General features: G+C 58.7%; 15 protein-coding genes and 1 tRNA gene. 4 read left to right on the top strand and 12 right to left on the bottom strand.

Annotated elements, in window-relative coordinates:
• Positions 1 to 94 precede the first annotated feature (94 nt).
• The 3 genes from fusA to rpsL form a co-directional block, all read right to left on the bottom strand.
• Complete coding sequence (gene fusA, locus L901_RS19265; RefSeq protein WP_003523732.1) at positions 95 to 2,194, bottom strand: elongation factor G; 2,100 nt, start codon at positions 2,192 to 2,194, stop codon at positions 95 to 97.
• 34 nt (positions 2,195 to 2,228) lie between these two features.
• Positions 2,229 to 2,699 (bottom strand): 30S ribosomal protein S7, encoded by a 471-nt coding sequence (gene rpsG, locus L901_RS19260; protein WP_003507761.1) that lies wholly within the window; start codon positions 2,697 to 2,699, stop codon positions 2,229 to 2,231.
• A gap of 78 nt (positions 2,700 to 2,777) precedes the next feature.
• Complete coding sequence (gene rpsL, locus L901_RS19255) at positions 2,778 to 3,149, bottom strand: 30S ribosomal protein S12 (protein ID WP_003507760.1); 372 nt, start codon at positions 3,147 to 3,149, stop codon at positions 2,778 to 2,780.
• Between the two features lie 526 nt (positions 3,150 to 3,675).
• On the opposite strand from rpsL, the gene L901_RS19250 reads away from it, so the two are divergent.
• The 3 genes from L901_RS19250 to L901_RS19240 all read left to right on the top strand — a co-directional run bounded on the left by L901_RS19250 (position 3,676) and on the right by L901_RS19240 (position 5,515).
• Positions 3,676 to 3,969, top strand: coding sequence for a hypothetical protein (locus L901_RS19250; protein WP_035262574.1), 294 nt, complete (start codon positions 3,676 to 3,678; stop codon positions 3,967 to 3,969).
• A gap of 11 nt (positions 3,970 to 3,980) precedes the next feature.
• Positions 3,981 to 4,331: a VOC family protein gene (locus L901_RS19245; RefSeq protein WP_035262580.1), complete on the top strand. Its 351-nt coding sequence runs from the start codon at positions 3,981 to 3,983 to the stop codon at positions 4,329 to 4,331.
• 98 nt (positions 4,332 to 4,429) lie between these two features.
• Positions 4,430 to 5,515 carry a helix-turn-helix transcriptional regulator gene (locus L901_RS19240; protein ID WP_082710729.1) on the top strand — a complete coding sequence of 362 codons (1,086 nt, stop codon included), beginning with the start codon at positions 4,430 to 4,432 and terminating at the stop codon, positions 5,513 to 5,515.
• Between the two features lie 141 nt (positions 5,516 to 5,656).
• On the opposite strand, the gene rpoC is transcribed toward L901_RS19240, so the two are convergent.
• The 9 genes from rpoC to L901_RS19195 form a co-directional block, all read right to left on the bottom strand.
• Entirely contained in the window at positions 5,657 to 9,865 is a 4,209-nt protein-coding gene (gene rpoC, locus L901_RS19235; RefSeq protein WP_059759618.1) for a DNA-directed RNA polymerase subunit beta', read from the bottom strand.
• 180 nt (positions 9,866 to 10,045) lie between these two features.
• Positions 10,046 to 14,182 carry a DNA-directed RNA polymerase subunit beta gene (gene rpoB, locus L901_RS19230; protein WP_003523727.1) on the bottom strand — a complete coding sequence of 1,379 codons (4,137 nt, stop codon included), beginning with the start codon at positions 14,180 to 14,182 and terminating at the stop codon, positions 10,046 to 10,048.
• A 262-nt stretch (positions 14,183 to 14,444) separates the two neighbouring features.
• Positions 14,445 to 14,825, bottom strand: coding sequence for a 50S ribosomal protein L7/L12 (gene rplL, locus L901_RS19225; RefSeq protein WP_003523726.1), 381 nt, complete (start codon positions 14,823 to 14,825; stop codon positions 14,445 to 14,447).
• Between the two features lie 59 nt (positions 14,826 to 14,884).
• Complete coding sequence (gene rplJ, locus L901_RS19220; RefSeq protein WP_003523725.1) at positions 14,885 to 15,403, bottom strand: 50S ribosomal protein L10; 519 nt, start codon at positions 15,401 to 15,403, stop codon at positions 14,885 to 14,887.
• Positions 15,404 to 15,756: 353 nt separating this feature from the next.
• The gene (gene rplA / locus L901_RS19215) at positions 15,757 to 16,452 is read right to left on the bottom strand and encodes a 50S ribosomal protein L1 (RefSeq protein WP_003523724.1); all 696 of its coding nucleotides are present in this window, start codon (positions 16,450 to 16,452) and stop codon (positions 15,757 to 15,759) included.
• A 2-nt stretch (positions 16,453 to 16,454) separates the two neighbouring features.
• Entirely contained in the window at positions 16,455 to 16,886 is a 432-nt protein-coding gene (gene rplK / locus L901_RS19210; RefSeq protein WP_003523723.1) for a 50S ribosomal protein L11, read from the bottom strand.
• Between the two features lie 144 nt (positions 16,887 to 17,030).
• Positions 17,031 to 17,561: a transcription termination/antitermination protein NusG gene (gene nusG, locus L901_RS19205; protein WP_003523721.1), complete on the bottom strand. Its 531-nt coding sequence runs from the start codon at positions 17,559 to 17,561 to the stop codon at positions 17,031 to 17,033.
• A gap of 45 nt (positions 17,562 to 17,606) precedes the next feature.
• Entirely contained in the window at positions 17,607 to 17,807 is a 201-nt protein-coding gene (gene secE, locus L901_RS19200; protein ID WP_003523719.1) for a preprotein translocase subunit SecE, read from the bottom strand.
• 185 nt (positions 17,808 to 17,992) lie between these two features.
• Positions 17,993 to 18,068: transfer RNA gene (locus L901_RS19195), tRNA-Trp, on the bottom strand.
• Positions 18,069 to 18,254: 186 nt separating this feature from the next.
• On the opposite strand from L901_RS19195, the gene L901_RS19190 reads away from it, so the two are divergent.
• Positions 18,255 to 18,842 (top strand): histidine phosphatase family protein, encoded by a 588-nt coding sequence (locus L901_RS19190; RefSeq protein WP_020812237.1) that lies wholly within the window; start codon positions 18,255 to 18,257, stop codon positions 18,840 to 18,842.
• The last annotated feature ends 117 nt before the right edge of the window (positions 18,843 to 18,959 follow it).

The raw sequence follows: 18,959 nt of genomic DNA, 5'->3' as shown, positions 1-18,959 counted from the left end.
TTATTGCGCTCAAACTTGCTCTTTGCCATTAGTGGCTCTCCATTCTTGTCCCTTGACGGGAATAATCTTCAAAATTCGGTGGGGCGTACCCCGATCACTTCTGACCGGAGTACTTAGCCTGGATTTCCTGCGCCACGTTCGACGGAACCGGCGAATAGTGGTCGAACGTCATCGAGTACTGTGCACGGCCCTGCGACATGGAGCGCAGGTTGTCGACGTACTTGAACATGTTCGCGAGCGGAACATGCGCGTTGATGACGACGGCGATACCACGGCTTTCCTGGCCCTGGATCTGACCACGACGGGAGTTCAGGTCGCCGATAACGTCACCGACATAGTCTTCCGGCGTTACGACTTCGACCTTCATCATCGGCTCGAGAAGCTGTGCGCCAGCCTTCTTCGCTGCTTCACGGAAGCAGGCACGCGATGCGATTTCGAAGGCGAGAACCGACGAGTCAACATCGTGGAATGCACCGTCGACCAGCGTCGCCTTGACGCCGAGCATCGGGAAGCCAGCCAGCGGACCGGAAGACAGAACGCTTTCGATACCCTTCTGAACGCCCGGGATGTATTCCTTCGGAACTGCACCGCCAACGATCTTGGATTCGAACTTGAAGTCTTCGCCTTCGGGGTTCGGTTCGAAGATGATCTTCACGCGAGCGAACTGACCGGTACCACCGGACTGCTTCTTGTGCGTGTAGTCTTCTTCGTGCTGACGCGTGATGGTTTCGCGGTAGGCAACCTGCGGAGCGCCGACGGTTGCTTCAACCTTGAATTCGCGACGCATACGGTCAACGAGAATGTCGAGGTGAAGTTCGCCCATGCCCGCGATGATCGTCTGACCGGATTCTTCATCCGTCTTGACGCGGAACGAAGGATCTTCAGCAGCCAGACGGTTGAGCGCGAGGCCCATCTTTTCCTGGTCGCCCTTGGTCTTCGGCTCGATCGCGATCTGGATGACCGGCTCGGGGAATTCCATGCGCTCGAGGATAACCGGCTTCAGCGGATCGCAGAGCGTATCGCCAGTGGTGGTTTCCTTGAGGCCAGCCAGAGCAACGATGTCGCCGGCAAAGGCTTCTTCGATGTCTTCACGGCTGTTGGAGTGCATCTGCAGCATACGGCCGACGCGCTCGCGCTTGTCCTTGACCGTGTTGATGACAGACGTACCCTTTTCGAGCTTGCCCGAGTAGATACGTGCGAAGGTCAGCGAACCGACGAAGGGGTCGTTCATGATCTTGAACGCGAGCATGGAAAGCGGCTCGCTGTCGTCGGCATGACGCTCGATTTCGGCTTCGGTCTTGAAGTCGATACCCTTGATCGCCGGAATGTCCAGCGGAGAAGGCAGGTAGTCGACAACAGCGTCGAGAAGCGGCTGAACGCCCTTGTTCTTGAACGCGGTACCGCAGAACATCGGGTGGAACTTCACGTCGATGGTGCCGCGGCGAACGAGCGCACGGATCTTGTCGTTGTCGGGCATGATGCCGTTCAGGTAGTCTTCCATCGCTTCTTCGTCGATCTCGACAACGGTCTCGATCAGCTTTTCGCGATATTCGTCAGCCTTGGCCTTCATGTCTTCCGGGATTTCGACGACGTCCCACTGAGCGCCGAGCGATTCGTCGCGCCAGATGAGTGCGTTCATCTCGATCAGGTCGATAACGCCCTTGAACTCGGTCTCAGCGCCGATCGGCAGCTGCATGACAACGGCGATGGCGCCGAGACGGGTCTTGATCATTTCTACCGAGCGGTAGAAGTCAGCACCGGTCTTGTCCATCTTGTTGCAGAAGATCATGCGCGGAACATGATACTTCTCGGCCTGACGCCAGACGGTTTCCGTCTGCGGCTCAACACCGGCGTTGGCGTCGAGCAGCGCGATGGCGCCGTCGAGAACGCGCAGCGAACGCTCGACTTCAATGGTGAAGTCGACGTGGCCGGGGGTGTCGATGATGTTGAAGCGGCGCATCTTGCCGTCGCGACCCTTCCAGAAGGTCGTGGTGGCAGCGGAGGTGATGGTGATACCACGCTCCTGCTCCTGCTCCATCCAGTCCATCGTGGCAGCGCCATCGTGAACTTCGCCGATCTTGTGCGACTTACCGGTGTAATAAAGGATACGCTCGGTGGTCGTCGTCTTGCCGGCGTCGATATGCGCCATGATACCGAAATTGCGGTAGTCTTCGATTTTATATTCGCGAGCCATAATGGACTGCCTTTCGATATGCGACCGGTTAAGATTACCAGCGGTAATGCGAGAATGCGCGGTTGGCGTCGGCCATCTTGTGCGTGTCTTCGCGCTTCTTGACAGCGGAACCGCGGTTGTTCGCAGCGTCCATGAGTTCGCCGGAAAGGCGATCGACCATGGTCGTTTCGTTGCGCTTGCGGGCAGCCGTGATCAGCCAGCGGATAGCGAGGGCCTGACGGCGCTCGGGGCGAACGTCGACGGGAACCTGATACGTGGCACCACCAACGCGGCGCGAACGCACTTCAACGTGCGGAGCAACGTTGTCGAGGGCGGAGTGGAACACGCCGAGCGGCTCCTGCTTCGTCTTGCCCTGAACAACGTCGAACGCGCCGTAAACGATGCTTTCTGCGACCGACTTCTTGCCGTGAAGCATGATGGCGTTCATGAACTTGGTGACGACCAGATCGCCGAACTTCGGGTCCGGGTTGATCTCACGCTTTTCTGCACTATGGCGACGGGACATATTCTTTGTCTCTCAATGTTATTGACGCTAAACCACGCGGAGAACCTCGCGCAGCGCCGGAATTTGTTTAAACCCGAATTACTTCGGACGCTTCGCACCGTACTTGGAGCGGCGCTGCTTGCGGTTCTTGACGCCCTGGGTATCGAGAACACCGCGGATGATGTGGTAACGCACGCCCGGCAAGTCCTTTACGCGGCCGCCGCGGATCATGACCACGGAGTGTTCCTGAAGGTTATGACCTTCGCCCGGAATGTAGCCGATGACTTCGAAGCCGTTGGTGAGGCGGATCTTGGCAACCTTACGCAGAGCCGAGTTCGGCTTCTTCGGGGTCGTCGTGTAAACGCGGGTGCAAACACCACGCTTCTGCGGGTTTTCCTGAAGAGCAGGAACCTTGTTGCGCTTTACCTGTGCCTGGCGAGGCTTGCGGATCAGCTGGTTTACGGTAGGCATATAACCATCCCTTGCAAAAACTACTTTAGCCACCCTCACGGGTGGCGGCTATGCCGTTGCCGGCGACGATGCACGCATATATCCTCATGCGCAAAACGTGGCCCGATCCGTTTTCACGGATGGACCACCAAGAGCAGAGGACACCGGATGAGGCGTCTTGCGTGCAACATTCGTGTCTTCTACGTGCAATGGAGACCCGTTTGAGATGATGTTCGGGAAAAAGGTTACCGAACGGCCAGCACCCACAGAGGCTCCGATGGCGGGCGTACTACTGTTTTAGCCAGCTTTCGTCAAGGGTGAATCCACATTTTGCGCCGCCACCCATGGCCGCAAAGCCCACGTCCGGGCCATTTCCAACCCGCTTTAACATAAGTCGGCACAGAAGGCAGCGATTTTGACCTCCACGCTTTGGCTTTTCATAAAATCCGTCTATTGATTCCCTATGGCGGACCGGAGCCGCTCCGCCATGGGCGGGACCGATTCCCTCGGCCCGCATCACAGCAACGACAGATCAAGGAACCGCGTCATGAGCACCCTCCCCGACAACGACAACGGACGCGACGAGCCGATGGTCTTCATCGTCATCGGCAAGGCCTATGAGACCGACAATTCCGAGGGCATCGACATCCATGTCATCCTGCGGGCGCCGGATGACGATACCGCCGTGCGCGAAACGCTGAACGCGCTTTCCGAGGAAGGTTTCATCGAAGCCGATCTCGACCAGATCGGCATGCTGACCGACGTTCCGGATGAAGAGCCGCACGCCTCCGCCTATCAGGGCGCGCTCGAAGGCGAAGTCGCCATCATCCGCTTCGCCTGAGGCGCAGGTCCGTGGCGGTAAGACGTGTCGTCGCCAACATCGCAACGCCGGAACCCGCGCGGGCTCAGGCGTTCTATGGCGATATTCTCGGCATGACCGTCGCCATGGACCACGGCTGGATCCTGACCTATGCCAGTCCGCTCGAAGCCAGGGCGCAGGTCAGCTTCGCAAGCGAAGGCGGCTCCGGCACTGCCGTGCCGGACCTTTCCATCGAGGTCGATAATTTCGAAGAGATCCACGAAAGAATCCTGAAAGCGGGCTTGCCGATCGACTATGGCCCGGTTACCGAGGCCTGGGGCGTGCGCCGGCTGTTTCTGCGCGATCCCTTTGGCAAATTGGTCAATATATTAAGTCACTCATAGATTATATACTTTGAATACAATAGTATTATTTGATTATACGTTGAACAATAACGGAATATGAGGTTTAAATAGCCCCGACACAAGATTCCAGTGACGGGTTGAATAATATATTGTCGGCAGACATTATCGATGACATTTACGAGGCAGCGCTTTTCCCCGATCGTTGGGCACAGGTCATTGCCGCCATCGGCCACCGGCTGGATTTCTGGGGTGGCGCCCTTACCTGGGGCAAGGGTGAAGAAGAAGCCTGGCTTTACACGCCCAATTTCCAGGAACTGATGCAGGCCTTCATGGATGGCGGCTGGAACCGCAGAAACGACCGCCTCACCCGCGCAATCCGTGAGGGACAATTTTCCTTCGTGCAGGATTTCGATGTCTTCACCCATGATGAATGGGCCGGCCTGCCGATCGTGCGCGATTTCCTGATACCGCGCGGACTGGGATATGGCGCGGCCACCCAGGTTGCGCCGCCCGACCATCCGGCAATGACGGTGCTTTTCGAACGCAAGCTCGATAGCGGCGTCATAGGGCCGGAAACCATGGCGGCGCTCGACCGGCTGAGACCGCATATTGCCCGCAGCCTCACGCTGGCAACCCGGCTGCAGCGGCAGAAAGCCGACGCCATGACGCTTGGACTGAACGCCATCGGGGCGCCGGCGGCCGTGCTTCAGGCGAGCGGACGTGTGCTTTCCGCAAACGACATGTTTCTCTCCCTCAGGAAATGTATTTCCACCCGCGCCCACGACAGGATCGTGATTGCCGACGAAAGAGTGAACCGGCTGCTCTATAAGGCGCTTGCCGGGCATAATATCGGCTCTTTCCCGCTGCCGACCGGCGAAGATCGGTCCTGCATCCTCCACGTCATACCGTTGCGCAGGAACGCGCTGGATTTGTCCCCGAAAGGCTGCGCCATCGTGCTGATATCGCAACCCATGGGCACCGTCGCCGATGCGACCTCACTGCTAAAGGGGCTTTACGACCTCACCAGGGGTGAGGCCCGTGTAGCGCTGGAAATCATGAAGGGGCTTTCGCTTCCCGCCGTGGCGAAGCAATTGCAGATTTCCCACGAAACGGTGCGCAGCAACGCCAAGTCGATCTATGCGAAGACCGGCAGCACGGGCCAGACCGATCTCGTTCGCCGGCTTTCCGTCCTCACCCGTTATAACATCCGCGAACAGGGCTGACCCCGCCGCACGTGGCTGGAGACGTCGCCCGACCGCAAAAGCCACAGGTCCCTGTTCCACATAAACAAAAACGCCCGGATTGCTCCGGGCGTTTTGTTCTGAACTTTGGCGGGGCTTCGCAAAGCCCCTGCCCTTCCCGCCTTATTCGGCGGCCGGAGCCTGGTCCGTCATGTCCTGCAGCATCTGGTTCGCAGAGCCTGCACCGGTGCCCTTGCGGCGTTCCTCGAGAATGAGGTCGTCGCGCGAGGTGGCGATGCGGCGGATCTGCGTCATGGTGCCGCCAGTACCGGCCGGGATGAGACGGCCGACGATGACGTTTTCCTTGAGGCCCTGCAGCGTGTCCGTCTTGCCGGCGATTGCAGCTTCCGTGAGAACCTTGGTGGTTTCCTGGAAGGATGCGGCCGAGATGAAGGACGGCGTCTGCAGCGAAGCCTTGGTGATACCGAGCAGGACAGGATCGCCGTAAGCCGGCTTCTTGCCTTCCTCGATCAGGCGGTCGTTCATGTCGTCCAGCTCGATACGGTCGACATTGTCGCCGACGATGTACTGGCTGTCGCCCGCATCGGTGATCTCGACCTTCTGCAGCATCTGGCGAACGATCACCTCAATGTGCTTGTCGTTGATCACAACGCCCTGCAGTCGGTAGACTTCCTGGATTTCGTTCACGAGGTAGGAAGCCAGAGCCTCCACGCCCTTGATCGCCAGAATGTCGTGCGGTGCCGGGTTACCGTCGAGGATGTATTCACCCTTTTCGATATAGTCGCCTTCCTGAAGGTGGAAGGGCTTGCCCTTCGGGATCAGGTATTCGACCGGCTCGACGCCGTCTTCCGCAGGCTCGATCATCACGCGACGCTTGTTCTTGTAGTCGCGGCCGAGACGGATCGTACCATCGATCTCTGCGATGATGGCGTGGTCCTTCGGACGACGGGCTTCGAACAGTTCAGCAACGCGCGGCAGACCGCCGGTGATGTCCTTCGTCTTGGCGCTTTCCAGCGGCGAACGTGCAAGAACGTCACCCTGGGAGACCTTCGCACCCGGCTCGACCGACAGGATGGCGTCGACCGAGAGCTGGAAGCGGGCTTCGCCACCACGGGCAAGCTTCGCAACAGCACCGGAAGCGTCCTTGATGACGATTGCGGGCTTGAGGTCCGAACCGCGCGGCGTTGAACGCCAGTCGATAACCTGACGCTTGGTGATGCCGGTGGATTCGTCGGTGGCTTCCAGAACGGAGAGGCCGTCGACGAGGTCCTCGAAGTAAACGGTACCTTCCACTTCCGTCATCATCGGACGGGTGTAGGGGTCCCACTCTGCAAGGCGCTGACCGCGCTTAACCTTGTCGCCGTCGTCAACGAAGATCTTCGAACCATAGGCAACGCGCTGCGAAGACCGCTCCTGGCCACGCTCATCGAGAATGGTGACGGCCATGTTACGGCCCATCGCGATGAGTGCGCCTTCGGAGTTGCGCAGGATGTTGCGGTTCTTGATCGCAATCGTGCCCTCGTAAGAGGCTTCGAGGAACGACTGATCGACCACGTTCGCCGTACCGCCAAGGTGGAAGGTACGCATGGTAAGCTGCGTGCCCGGTTCACCGATGGACTGTGCGGCGATGACGCCGACGGCTTCGCCCATGTTGACAGGCGTACCGCGTGCAAGGTCACGACCGTAGCACACGCCGCAGACGCCGATCTGCACTTCGCAGGTCAGAGCCGAACGGATGCGGACGGACTGGATACCGGCCTTCTCGATGGCAGCCACGTCGGCTTCGTCGATCAGCGTGCCGGCCTTGACGATGTTTTCGCCGGAAACCGGATGATCGATGTCGTCCAGGGCCGTACGGCCGAGGATACGTGCGCCGAGCGAGGCAACGACCTGACCGGCATCGACGATGGCGGTCATGGTGAGGCCCTTGTCGGTGCCGCAATCCCTGGAGTTGACGATGCAATCCTGCGCGACGTCGACGAGACGACGGGTCAGGTAACCCGAGTTCGCCGTCTTCAGGGCGGTGTCTGCAAGACCCTTACGGGCACCGTGGGTCGAGTTGAAGTACTCGTTAACGGTCAGGCCTTCCTTGAAGTTCGAGATGATCGGCGTCTCGATGATTTCACCCGACGGCTTCGCCATCAGGCCGCGCATGCCGCCCAGCTGACGCATCTGGTTCGGAGAACCACGAGCACCCGAGTGCGACATCATGTAGATGGAGTTCATCGGCTTCTGGCGGCCCGTTTCCGGATCGAACTCGACAGCCTTGATGCGTGCCATCATTTCTTCGGCGACCTTTTCGGTAGCCTTGCCCCAGGCGTCGACAACCTTGTTGTACTTTTCGCCCTGGGTAATGAGACCATCGTTATACTGCTGTTCGTATTCCTTCACGAGAGCTTCGGTGTCGCCGACGATCTTCACCTTGCTGTCCGGAATGACCATGTCGTCCTTGCCGAACGAAATGCCGGCGCGGCAGGCATGGGCAAAGCCGAGCTGCATGATGCGGTCGCAGAAGATGACCGTGTCTTTCTGGCCGCAATGACGGTAGACCGTGTCGATCATCTTGGAGATGTTCTTCTTGGTCATTTCCTGGTTGCAGACGTCGAAAGGCACGTTGACGTTCTTCGGCAGAAGTTCGCCAATCAGCATACGGCCGGGGGTCGTCTCATGGATCTTCGAAACCGGCTTGCCATCGGCATCCACGGTCTTGAAGCGGCCGCGGATCTTGGCATGCAGCGTCACGACCTTGTTTTCAAGCGCGTGATGCAACTCGCCGATATCCGAGAAGGCCATGCCTTCGCCCGGCTCGTTCTGGTTCATGATCGACAGGTAATACAGGCCGAGAACCATGTCCTGCGAAGGAACGATGATCGGGTGGCCGTTTGCCGGATGCAGGATGTTGTTGGTCGACATCATCAGCACGCGCGCTTCGAGCTGGGCTTCCAGCGAAAGCGGAACGTGAACAGCCATCTGGTCACCGTCGAAGTCGGCGTTGAAGGCCGTGCAGACGAGCGGGTGCAGCTGGATGGCCTTGCCTTCGACCAGCATGGGTTCGAAAGCCTGGATACCCAGACGGTGCAGCGTCGGTGCGCGGTTCAGGAGAACCGGATGCTCGCGGATGACCTCGTCGAGGATATCCCAGACTTCCGGCTTTTCCTTTTCAACCAGCTTCTTGGCCTGCTTGACGGTCGAGGAGTAACCCTTGGCGTCGAGGCGGGCATAGATGAACGGCTTGAACAGTTCGAGCGCCATCTTCTTCGGCAGGCCGCACTGGTGCAGCTTCAGTTCCGGACCGGTCACGATGACCGAACGACCGGAATAGTCGACGCGCTTGCCGAGAAGGTTCTGGCGGAAACGGCCCTGCTTGCCCTTGAGCATGTCGGAGAGCGACTTCAGCGGACGCTTGTTGGCGCCCGTGATGACGCGGCCGCGACGGCCGTTGTCGAACAGCGCATCGACGGATTCCTGCAGCATACGCTTTTCGTTGCGGATGATGATACCCGGCGCACGAAGCTCGATCAGGCGCTTCAGACGGTTGTTACGGTTGATGACGCGGCGATAGAGATCGTTAAGGTCGGACGTCGCGAAACGGCCGCCATCCAGCGGAACCAGCGGGCGCAGGTCCGGCGGAATGACCGGAACGACCTTCATGATCATCCATTCCGGACGGTTGCCGCTTTCCATGAAGTTCTCGACGATCTTCAGGCGCTTCATCAGCTTCTTCTGCTTCAGGTCAGAAGTCGTTTCAGCAAGCTCGACGCGCAGGTCGCCGGCGATCTTTTCGAGGTTCATCGAAGCCAGCATCTCATAGATGGCTTCAGCGCCGATCATGGCGGTGAACTGGTCTTCGCCAAACTCGTCAACGGCGATCATGTACTCTTCTTCGGACAGAAGCTGGTTCTGCTTCAGCGAAGTGAGGCCGGGTTCCGTGACGATGTAGTTCTCGAAATAGAGAACGCGCTCGACATCCTTCAGCGTCATGTCGAGCAGGGTCGAGATACGCGAGGGAAGCGACTTCAGGAACCAGATATGGGCAACCGGCGCTGCGAGCTCGATATGGCCCATGCGCTCACGGCGAACGCGCGACAGCGTCACTTCGACACCGCACTTTTCGCAGATGATGCCCTTGTACTTCATGCGCTTGTACTTGCCGCACAGGCACTCATAGTCCTTGATCGGTCCGAAGATGCGCGCGCAGAAGAGACCGTCGCGTTCCGGCTTGAACGTACGGTAATTGATGGTTTCCGGCTTCTTGATCTCGCCGTAGGACCACGACAGGATTTTTTCCGGCGAAGCGATCGAAATCCGGATGGAATCGAAATGCTGCGCAGGCACCTGAGGATTGAAAAGATTCATGACCTCTTGGTTCATGCCTTGTCTCCTTGAGAGGCTAGCTGCTGCCCCTGTTTGCATCTGGACCGGCTTCTTCCCGGGTCACCGTCCAGAGCTTTAAATACGGATTAACCGCATAATGCGGCGAAAGTGTCCCGAACCGGCCAATACCGTCCGGGAAACCGGCAGGCGCCCTTGAAGGCGCCCGCCTCTATCGTCTTATTCCGCCGCGTCGGGCAGCTGGTCTTCGGGCTGGTTCTCGATCTTCGAGTTTTCCAGTTCGACCGAAAGACCGAGCGACCGCATTTCCTTGACGAGAACGTTGAAGCTCTCCGGAATACCGGCTTCGAAGGTGTCGTCGCCACGGACGATCGCTTCGTAAACCTTGGTGCGGCCCGCCACGTCGTCCGACTTGACGGTGAGCATTTCCTGCAGCGTGTAAGCCGCGCCGTATGCTTCCAGAGCCCAGACTTCCATTTCCCCGAAGCGCTGTCCGCCGAACTGCGCCTTGCCGCCCAGCGGCTGCTGGGTAACGAGCGAGTAAGGACCGATCGAGCGAGCGTGGATCTTGTCGTCGACAAGGTGGTTCAGCTTGATCATGTACATGTAGCCGACGGTGACCTTGCGGTCGAACGGCTCACCGGTACGACCGTCGTAAAGGACGGACTGACCGGATTCATGCAGACCTGCCTTCTTCAGCATCGCGGCAACGTCAGGCTCATGCGCACCGTCAAAAACCGGGGTCGCGATGGAAACACCGCGCTTGGCTTCTTCGGCAAGCTTCACCAGCGAGTCGTCGTCGAAACGCTGAACCTCGTCATTGGCTTCAGACGCGTAGATTTCCGTCAGCTCGCTGCGAAGCTCGCTGATGTCCATCGTCTTGCGATACTCTTCGAGCATCTCGCCGATCTTCTTGCCCATGCCTGCGCATGCCCATGCGAGGTGGGTTTCGAGGATCTGGCCGACGTTCATGCGCGAAGGCACGCCAAGCGGGTTCAAGCAGATGTCGACATGCGTGCCGTCTTCGAGGAACGGCATGTCCTCGACCGGAACGATACGCGAGACGACGCCCTTGTTACCGTGACGGCCGGCCATCTTGTCGCCCGGCTGGATCTTGCGCTTAACGGCAACGAAGACCTTGACCATCTTCATGACGCCCGGAGGCATTTCATCGCCGCGCTGGACCTTTTCGACCTTGTCCATGAAGCGCTGTTCAAGGCGCGACTTGGATTCGTCGTACTGGCCACGAAGCGCTTCCAGCTCGGACTGAGCCTTTTCGTCTTCGACTGCGAACATCCACCACTGCGAGCGGGGATATTCGGAAACGACGGCGTTGGAAAGCTCGACGCCCTTCTTGAAGCCCTTCGGACCGGCGATGGAAACGTGGCCACGCAGCATGTCGATCAGACGGCCGTAGACGTTACGGTCGAGGATCGCCTGCTCGTCGTCGCGGTCCTTCGCCAGACGCTCGATCTCTTCGCGCTCGATAGCCATCGCGCGCTCGTCCTTCTCCACACCGTGACGGTTGAAGACGCGGACTTCAACGACCGTACCGAACGTGCCCGGAGGCATGCGCATGGAGGTGTCGCGAACGTCGGAAGCCTTTTCACCGAAGATGGCGCGCAGAAGCTTTTCTTCCGGCGTCATCGGGCTTTCACCCTTCGGCGTGATCTTGCCGACGAGGATGTCGCCCGGCTGAACTTCCGCACCGATGTAAACGATACCGGCTTCGTCGAGGTTCTTCAGCGCCTCTTCCGAAACGTTCGGAATGTCGCGCGTGATTTCTTCCGGACCAAGCTTCGTGTCGCGCGCCATCACTTCGAATTCTTCGATGTGGATGGAGGTGAACACGTCGTCGGAAACGATACGCTCCGACATCAGGATCGAGTCTTCGTAGTTGTAGCCGTTCCAGGGCATGAACGCGACGAGCGCGTTGCGGCCGAGAGCCAGATCGCCGAGGTCGGTCGACGGACCGTCCGCGATGATATCGCCCTTGGAGATGTTGTCGCCGACGGAAACCAGCGGACGCTGGTTGACGCAGGTGTTCTGGTTCGAACGCTGGAACTTCTGCAGACGGTAGATGTCAACACCGGACTTGCCGGCATCGAGGTCTTCCGTGGCGCGGATAACGATACGGGTCGCATCCACCTGATCGACCACACCGCCACGACGGGCTGCGATGGCAGCGCCGGAGTCACGGGCGACGATCGGCTCCATGCCGGTACCGACGAACGGTGCCTCGGCGCGCAGAAGCGGAACGGCCTGACGCTGCATGTTCGAGCCCATGAGAGCGCGGTTGGCGTCGTCGTTTTCCAGGAACGGAATGAGAGCCGCTGCGACCGAAACGAGCTGCTTCGGCGAAACGTCCATCAGGTTGATGTTGTCGCGCGGTGCGAGCATAACTTCGCCCGAGTGACGGCAGACGACGAACTCTTCCGAGAACGAACCGTCTTCATTGAGCGGCGCGTTGGCCTGCGCGACGTAATACTTGGCCTCTTCCATGGCGGAGAGGTAGATCACGTCGTTGGTCACCTTACCGTCGACGATCTTGCGGTACGGGCTTTCGATGAAGCCGTACTTGTTGACGCGGGCGAAGGTTGCAAGCGAGTTGATCAGACCGATGTTCGGGCCTTCCGGCGTTTCGATCGGGCAAATACGGCCGTAATGGGTCGGGTGAACGTCGCGGACTTCGAAGCCGGCGCGCTCGCGGGTAAGACCGCCCGGTCCAAGAGCCGAAAGACGGCGCTTGTGGGTGATTTCCGAAAGCGGGTTCACCTGGTCCATGAACTGCGACAGCTGCGAGGAACCGAAGAATTCGCGAACGGCGGCTGCTGCCGGCTTCGCGTTGATCAGGTCCTGCGGCATCACGGTGTCGATTTCGATCGAGGACATACGTTCCTTGATCGCACGTTCCATGCGCAGAAGGCCCAGACGATACTGGTTTTCCATCAGTTCGCCGACAGAACGGACACGGCGGTTGCCGAGGTTGTCGATGTCGTCGATTTCGCCCTTGCCGTCGCGCAGTTCGACCAGCATCTTGACGACGGCGAGGATGTCTTCCTTGCGCAGCGTGCGCACGGTGTCTTCCGCATCGAGGTCGAGGCGCATGTTCATCTTGACGCGGCCAACGGCCGACAGATCGTAACGCTCCGCATCGAAGAACAGCGAGTTGAACATCGCTTCCGCCGATTCCATGGTCGGCGGCTCACCCGGACGCATGACGCGGTAGATGTCGAACAGGGCTTCCTGACGGTTCTCGTTCTTGTCGGCAGACAGCGTGTTGCGGATATAGGCGCCAACATTGACGTGGTCGATGTTGAGGACCGGAATCTCGTCGAAGCCGGACTGCAGGATGAGACCGAGGGTCTTCTCGTCGATTTCGTCGCCGGCTTCGAGATAGATTTCACCCGTCTCGTAGTTGACGATGTCTTCGGCCAGATAGTTGCCGTAGAGGTCTTCGTCGGTCGCCTTCAGCGCCTTCAGGCCCTTCTCCGTCAGCTGGCGGATCAGGCGCGGGGTCAGCTTCTTGCCACCTTCGACCACGACTTCGCCGGTATCGGCGTCGATCATGTCGGTGATGACCTTGGCGTTCTTCAGCGTCTCGGGCTGGAACGGAATGCGCCAGCCGTCGCCGTCGCGCTCATAGGAAGCCTTGGTGTAGAAGGTCGACAGAATGTCTTCGCCATCCATGCCAAGCGCCATCAGCAGCGAGGTCACGGGGATTTTGCGGCGACGGTCGATACGCGCATAGACGATGTCCTTGGCGTCGAACTCGATGTCGAGCCAGGAACCGCGATAGGGGATGACGCGGGCAGCGAAGAGCAGCTTGCCGGAAGAATGGCTCTTGCCCTTGTCGTGATCGAAGAACACGCCCGGCGAACGGTGCATCTGCGAAACGATGACGCGCTCGGTGCCGTTGACGATGAACGTACCGTTATTGGTCATGAGCGGCATGTCGCCCATGTAGACGGACTGTTCCTTGATGTCCTTGATGGACTTCGCGCCCGTATCTTCATCGATATCGAACACGATGAGGCGCAGCGTCACCTTGAGCGGCGCAGCATAGGTCAGATCGCGCTGACGGCATTCCTCGACGTCGAACTTCGGCGCTTCGAATTCGTAGGACACGAATTCAAGCATGGAGGCACCGGAAAAATCGGTGATCGGGAATACGGACTTGAATACGGCATTCAATCCCTCGTCGGGACGGCCACCCTTGGGCTCGTCAACCATGAGAAACTGGTCGTACGAAGCCTTCTGAACCTCGATGAGGTTCGGCATTTCCGCTACTTCTGGAATTTTGCCGAAAAACTTGCGTACGCGCCTGCGACCGTTAAACGAAAGGGTCTGAGCCATCGTCGCTCCTTTAAAATTGCATCCGGGCCTGCAACGGACGGGAACCGATGGCCAGTCGATCCCGTCAAGCAATGGGTGTCATCAATCTCGTTCCACATCCCGGATCGATCAGGCCGGATTGCCTAGATGAGCCGGTTCGGAACCATTCTCTTGAAGAACCCATTACCCAAAAGCCATTTTCACGCGGCTTTTGGGTAATGAGTTTTAAAAACGATGACGACGGAAAGGGGCATGAAGCCCCTTCCCGCCAGTAATCGCAAGATTACTTAACGTCGACCTTAGCGCCGGCTTCTTCAAGCTTCTTCTTGAGATCAGCAGCTTCAGCCTTGGAAACAGCTTCCTTGACAGCCTTCGGAGCGCCTTCAACGAGGTCCTTGGCTTCCTTCAGGCCGAGGCCCGTGATAGCGCGGACTTCCTTGATGACGTTGATCTTGTTGGCGCCAGCGTCAACCAGGATCACGTCGAATTCAGTCTTTTCTTCTTCAGCAGCAGCAGCAGCGCCTGCACCGCCAGCAACAGCAGCAACAGCTACCGGAGCAGCAGCGGAAACGCCCCACTTTTCTTCGAGAAGCTTGGACAGTTCTGCAGCTTCCAGAACGGTCAGCGAGGAGAGGTCGTCTACGATCTTTGCGAGATCAGCCATTTTGATAGTTCCTTTTGTTCAGTTCGAACCAGTTTGAATATTTACAGCGAAAAACCGCCTTAAGCGGCTTCGTCCTTCTTGGCGTAAGCCGAGAACACCCGTGCCAGCTGGCTTGCAGGTGCGGCGACAACCGTAGCGACGCGGGTTGCCGGGGCATTGAGAAGGCCCAGCAGCTTTGCGCGCAGCTCGTCCAGCGAAGGCAGGGTCGCAAGCGACTTGACTGCTTCGGCGTTGAGCGTGGTTGCACCCATGGCGCCACCGAGAACAACGACCTTGTCGTTGGTCTTGGCGAAATCCATGACGACTTTCGGAGCGATCATCGGGTCGACGCTGTATGCAATCAGCGTCTGGCCCTTGAAGAGATCTGTCATCCCTTCCGACTCCGTGCCCTGAAGAGCGATCTTGGCCAGGCGGTTCTTCGCGACCTTGACGGTGCCTCCGGCAGCGCGCATCTTCGAACGGAAGTCGTTCATCTGCGCAACGGTGACACCAGCATAGTGGGCCACGACAACCGAACCGGAAGCCTTGAAGACTTCGTTCAGCTCCGTGACGAATTCGCGTTTTTCCGCTCTTTCCACTGTCTGTCTCCAGTAGACGGGAACACAACATGTGAACCCGTCGGGTTTGCCTTTGCCCCAAGGGACCTTTTTACAAAGATCCCGAGCGACGCTCGAGGATCCTGTCCCCCGCTCTGTCGCCGCAAACGGCTTCAGGCACAGGCACACCAGGTTCGAACCGGACAGTCAGGCATCTAGGATGCCTCAAATCCAGCCTCACCCGTCTCATGCAGGTTGAATGATTAAGGCCAGGTCCCGAAAGACATGGCCACCCGCAATCTCGGACAGGAGTTCCGGGTTTCCCCGGAAATCTCCGGCTCCTGGGAGCCGGAAATTCTTTTATTCGCACTTCCCTTGGGAAGCGCGAGAATTGATTAAGCCGTAACCGACGAAGGGTCGATCTTGACGCCCGGACCCATGGTCGAGGAAATCGCGACGCGCTTGACGTAGTTGCCCTTGGCACCCGTCGGCTTTGCCTTGATGACGGCATCGGCGAAAGCCTTGATGTTTTCTTCAAGAGCCTTGGCGTCGAACGAAGCCTTGCCAACGCCAGCGTGTACGATACCGGCCTTTTCGACGCGGAACTCGACAGCGCCGCCCTTGGACGCCTTGACGGCGCCGGCAACATCCATCGTCACCGTACCGACCTTCGGGTTCGGCATCATGCCACGCGGGCCGAGTACCTTGCCGAGACGGCCGACGAGCGGCATCATGTCCGGGGTCGCGATGCAACGATCGAAGTCGATCTTGCCGCCCTGAACGATTTCAACCAGTTCTTCTGCACCGACAACGTCAGCGCCAGCAGCCGTGGCTTCATCAGCCTTGGCGCCACGGGCGAAGACGGCGACGCGAACGTCACGGCCGGTGCCGTTCGGCAGGTTGACGACGCCGCGAACCATCTGGTCCGCATGGCGCGGGTCAACGCCGAGGTTCATCGAAACTTCAACGGTTTCGTCGAACTTGGCGACAGCACGTTCCTTGACCATCGAAATGGCGTCGGTGAGAACGTAAAGCTTGTTAGGATCCACGCCTTCGCGGATCTTCTGAATGCGCTTTGCTACCTTGGCCATGATCAACCTACCACTTCCAGGCCCATGGCGCGGGCAGAGCCCTCAACCATTGCCATTGCGCCTTCGATGTCGGCTGCGTTCAGATCCTTCATCTTGGCTTCAGCGATCGTCTTGACCTGAGCCTTGGTGATGGAGCCGACCTTGGCGCCCTTGCCAGGCGTCTTGGAACCGGAGGTGATCTTTGCTTCCTTCTTCAGCCAGTAGGTCATCGGCGGCTGCTTCATGACGAAGGTGAAGGACTTGTCCTGGTAATAGGTGATGACGACCGGGATCGGCATACCCTTTTCCATTTCCTGCGTGGCGGCATTGAACGCCTTGCAGAATTCCATGATGTTAATGCCACGCTGACCAAGTGCCGGACCGATCGGCGGGGACGGATTGGCCGCCCCGGCCTTTACCTGCAACTTGAGCTGGCCTGCAACTTTCTTAGCCATATCTCTCTGCCTTTCAATTCAAACCGGTTACCCGGCTTCTCTTAAGCCGGATTGCTCCGGCGGCTGCGGTTGCGTGGTGCGGCGCCCTGCCCCGGCTTAAAGAGCCAGTTAGCCTTCCACGCGCTTGGGGTCTCGCCCCGCCAATCAGACCTTTTCGACCTGATTGTATTCCAGCTCGACCGGCGTAGCGCGGCCGAAAATCGACACTTCCACCTTCAGGCGCGAACGCTCTTCGTCGACATCCTGAACCACGCCGTTGAACGACGCGAACGGACCGTCGGAAACGCGAACCTGCTCGCCAATCTCGAACGAAACCGAAGACTTCGGACGCTCGACACCTTCCTGAACCTGACCGAGGATACGCTCGGCTTCATAATCGGGAATCGGAACAGGCTTGCTGTCCGAACCGAGGAAACCGGTAACCTTCGGCGTGTTCTTGATGAGGTGATAGGCCTCATCCGTCAGGTTGGCGCGCACCAGCACGTAACCTGGGAAAAACTTGCGCTCGCTATCGACCTTGCGGCCACGACGCACCTCGACCACCTTTTCGGTCGGCACGAGGATTTTCTCGAAAAGATGATCCAGACCCTTCTGGCGGGCCTTTTCCTCGATCGACTCGGCGACCTTCTTTTCGAAATTCGAATATGCGTGAACGATATACCAGCGCGCTGCCATTTTTATTCTCCGTTCGATCCTTCCACCGGGCCTTTGACCGCGCCGTTACCGGCCTACGTTCAGCACCAGGCTGAGCAGCCAGCCGATGAGCTGATCCGCAGCAAAGAAGAACAGAGCCGCAAAAATGACCATCACCAGCACCATAGCCGTCGAAATCATGGTCTCGCGGCGCGACGGCCAAGTGATTTTTGACGCTTCGGCGCGAACCTGCTGCAGAAACGTAAACGGATTGGTTTTGGATGCCATTGACTGCCCACGCAATTACGGCGCGTAAAGCCGAACTAATCAGCCCCACGCACCGCGTGTCTGTTTTGACCCTACATAAACACCGATTCCCTTTTTAACAAGAGGAAATCGACATTCCGCGAAATTCGCCGGAAATCCGGCACCCATCTGCCATGCAGCGAGGACCCGCGCTTGCGAATGGAAAGTGGCAGGGGCAGAGGGGCTCGAACCCCCGACCTGCGGTTTTGGAGACCGCCGCTCTACCAACTGAGCTATACCCCTTGATCACCTGAACCGACCGCGAAATCGCTTGGCCAATTCGGTATGCGCTCCTTTAAGGTGCAGGGAAAAGAATGGCAAGTGTGTTTTTTGTTTTTTCACATTGTCTGGCAAAATACCCTGGCACACCCCGCCCACGGGGTACATCGTTCAATTCGCTGATCTTCCCCGCATTTCACAGGAACGCCCATGAGCATCTATCTCGTCCGTCACGGCCAGACCGAATTCAACGCCGTTCGCCGCTGGCAGGGTCAGGTCGATTCGCCGCTGACGGAACTGGGGCGACAACAGGCTATGCGCATGGGCCGCAGGCTCGCCGCGCTGATCGAAACCGATGAAGTCCATATTTTCTCCAGCCCGCTCGGCAGGGCGAGACAGACCTGCGAGATCGTCGCAGGCGAAATCGGCATGATCGACGGCATCACCCTCGATCCCGGCCTGATGGAGATCGGCATGGGCGTATGGGACGGCATGACGGATTACGAGATCGATTATGAATATCCCGGCATGCGCGACGGGCTGGATCGATACGAATGGTTCTTCCACGCGCCGGGCGGTGAGACGTTCGAAAGAATGACGAGCCGGGTGGCCCGCAGCCTGGAGACCATTCAGCAGAGACAGGCTCGCGATGCGATCGTCATCTGCCACGGCATCACCAGCCGCCTGTTGCGTGGCGTCTATGCGAACCTTCCAAAGGAGGAAGCATTGCGCCTCGATGTGCCGCAGGACGCATTCTTCCATCTCAAGGATGGCGACATCGTCCGCATCGACTGCTGAGCCCTTTCAGGCAATAAAAAACCCCGCCGTTTCCAGCGGGGTTTTCTTCAATCCCTTGCGGGTTTGAAATTACTCGACGATCGAGGCAACGATGCCGGCGCCGACGGTACGGCCGCC

It is taken from the genome of Agrobacterium sp. D14 (assembly GCF_001526505.1).
In the GTDB taxonomy this organism is placed as follows: domain Bacteria; phylum Pseudomonadota; class Alphaproteobacteria; order Rhizobiales; family Rhizobiaceae; genus Agrobacterium; species Agrobacterium leguminum.
This window is presented reverse-complemented; position numbering and strand designations above follow the sequence as displayed.

Coding starts and splice junctions, on each gene's coding strand:
- fusA (WP_003523732.1), bottom strand. CDS start 2,194: ATGGCTCGCGAATATAAAATCGAAGACTACCGCAATTTCGGTATCATG.
- secE (WP_003523719.1), bottom strand. CDS start 17,807: ATGGCATCCAAAACCAATCCGTTTACGTTTCTGCAGCAGGTTCGCGCC.
- L901_RS19250 (WP_035262574.1), top strand. CDS start 3,676: ATGAGCACCCTCCCCGACAACGACAACGGACGCGACGAGCCGATGGTC.
- rpsL (WP_003507760.1), bottom strand. CDS start 3,149: ATGCCTACCGTAAACCAGCTGATCCGCAAGCCTCGCCAGGCACAGGTA.
- rplA (WP_003523724.1), bottom strand. CDS start 16,452: ATGGCCAAGGTAGCAAAGCGCATTCAGAAGATCCGCGAAGGCGTGGAT.
- rpsG (WP_003507761.1), bottom strand. CDS start 2,699: ATGTCCCGTCGCCATAGTGCAGAAAAGCGTGAGATCAACCCGGACCCG.
- rplK (WP_003523723.1), bottom strand. CDS start 16,886: ATGGCTAAGAAAGTTGCAGGCCAGCTCAAGTTGCAGGTAAAGGCCGGG.
- rpoC (WP_059759618.1), bottom strand. CDS start 9,865: ATGAACCAAGAGGTCATGAATCTTTTCAATCCTCAGGTGCCTGCGCAG.
- rplL (WP_003523726.1), bottom strand. CDS start 14,825: ATGGCTGATCTCGCAAAGATCGTAGACGACCTCTCCTCGCTGACCGTT.
- rpoB (WP_003523727.1), bottom strand. CDS start 14,182: ATGGCTCAGACCCTTTCGTTTAACGGTCGCAGGCGCGTACGCAAGTTT.
- nusG (WP_003523721.1), bottom strand. CDS start 17,561: ATGGCAGCGCGCTGGTATATCGTTCACGCATATTCGAATTTCGAAAAG.
- L901_RS19190 (WP_020812237.1), top strand. CDS start 18,255: ATGAGCATCTATCTCGTCCGTCACGGCCAGACCGAATTCAACGCCGTT.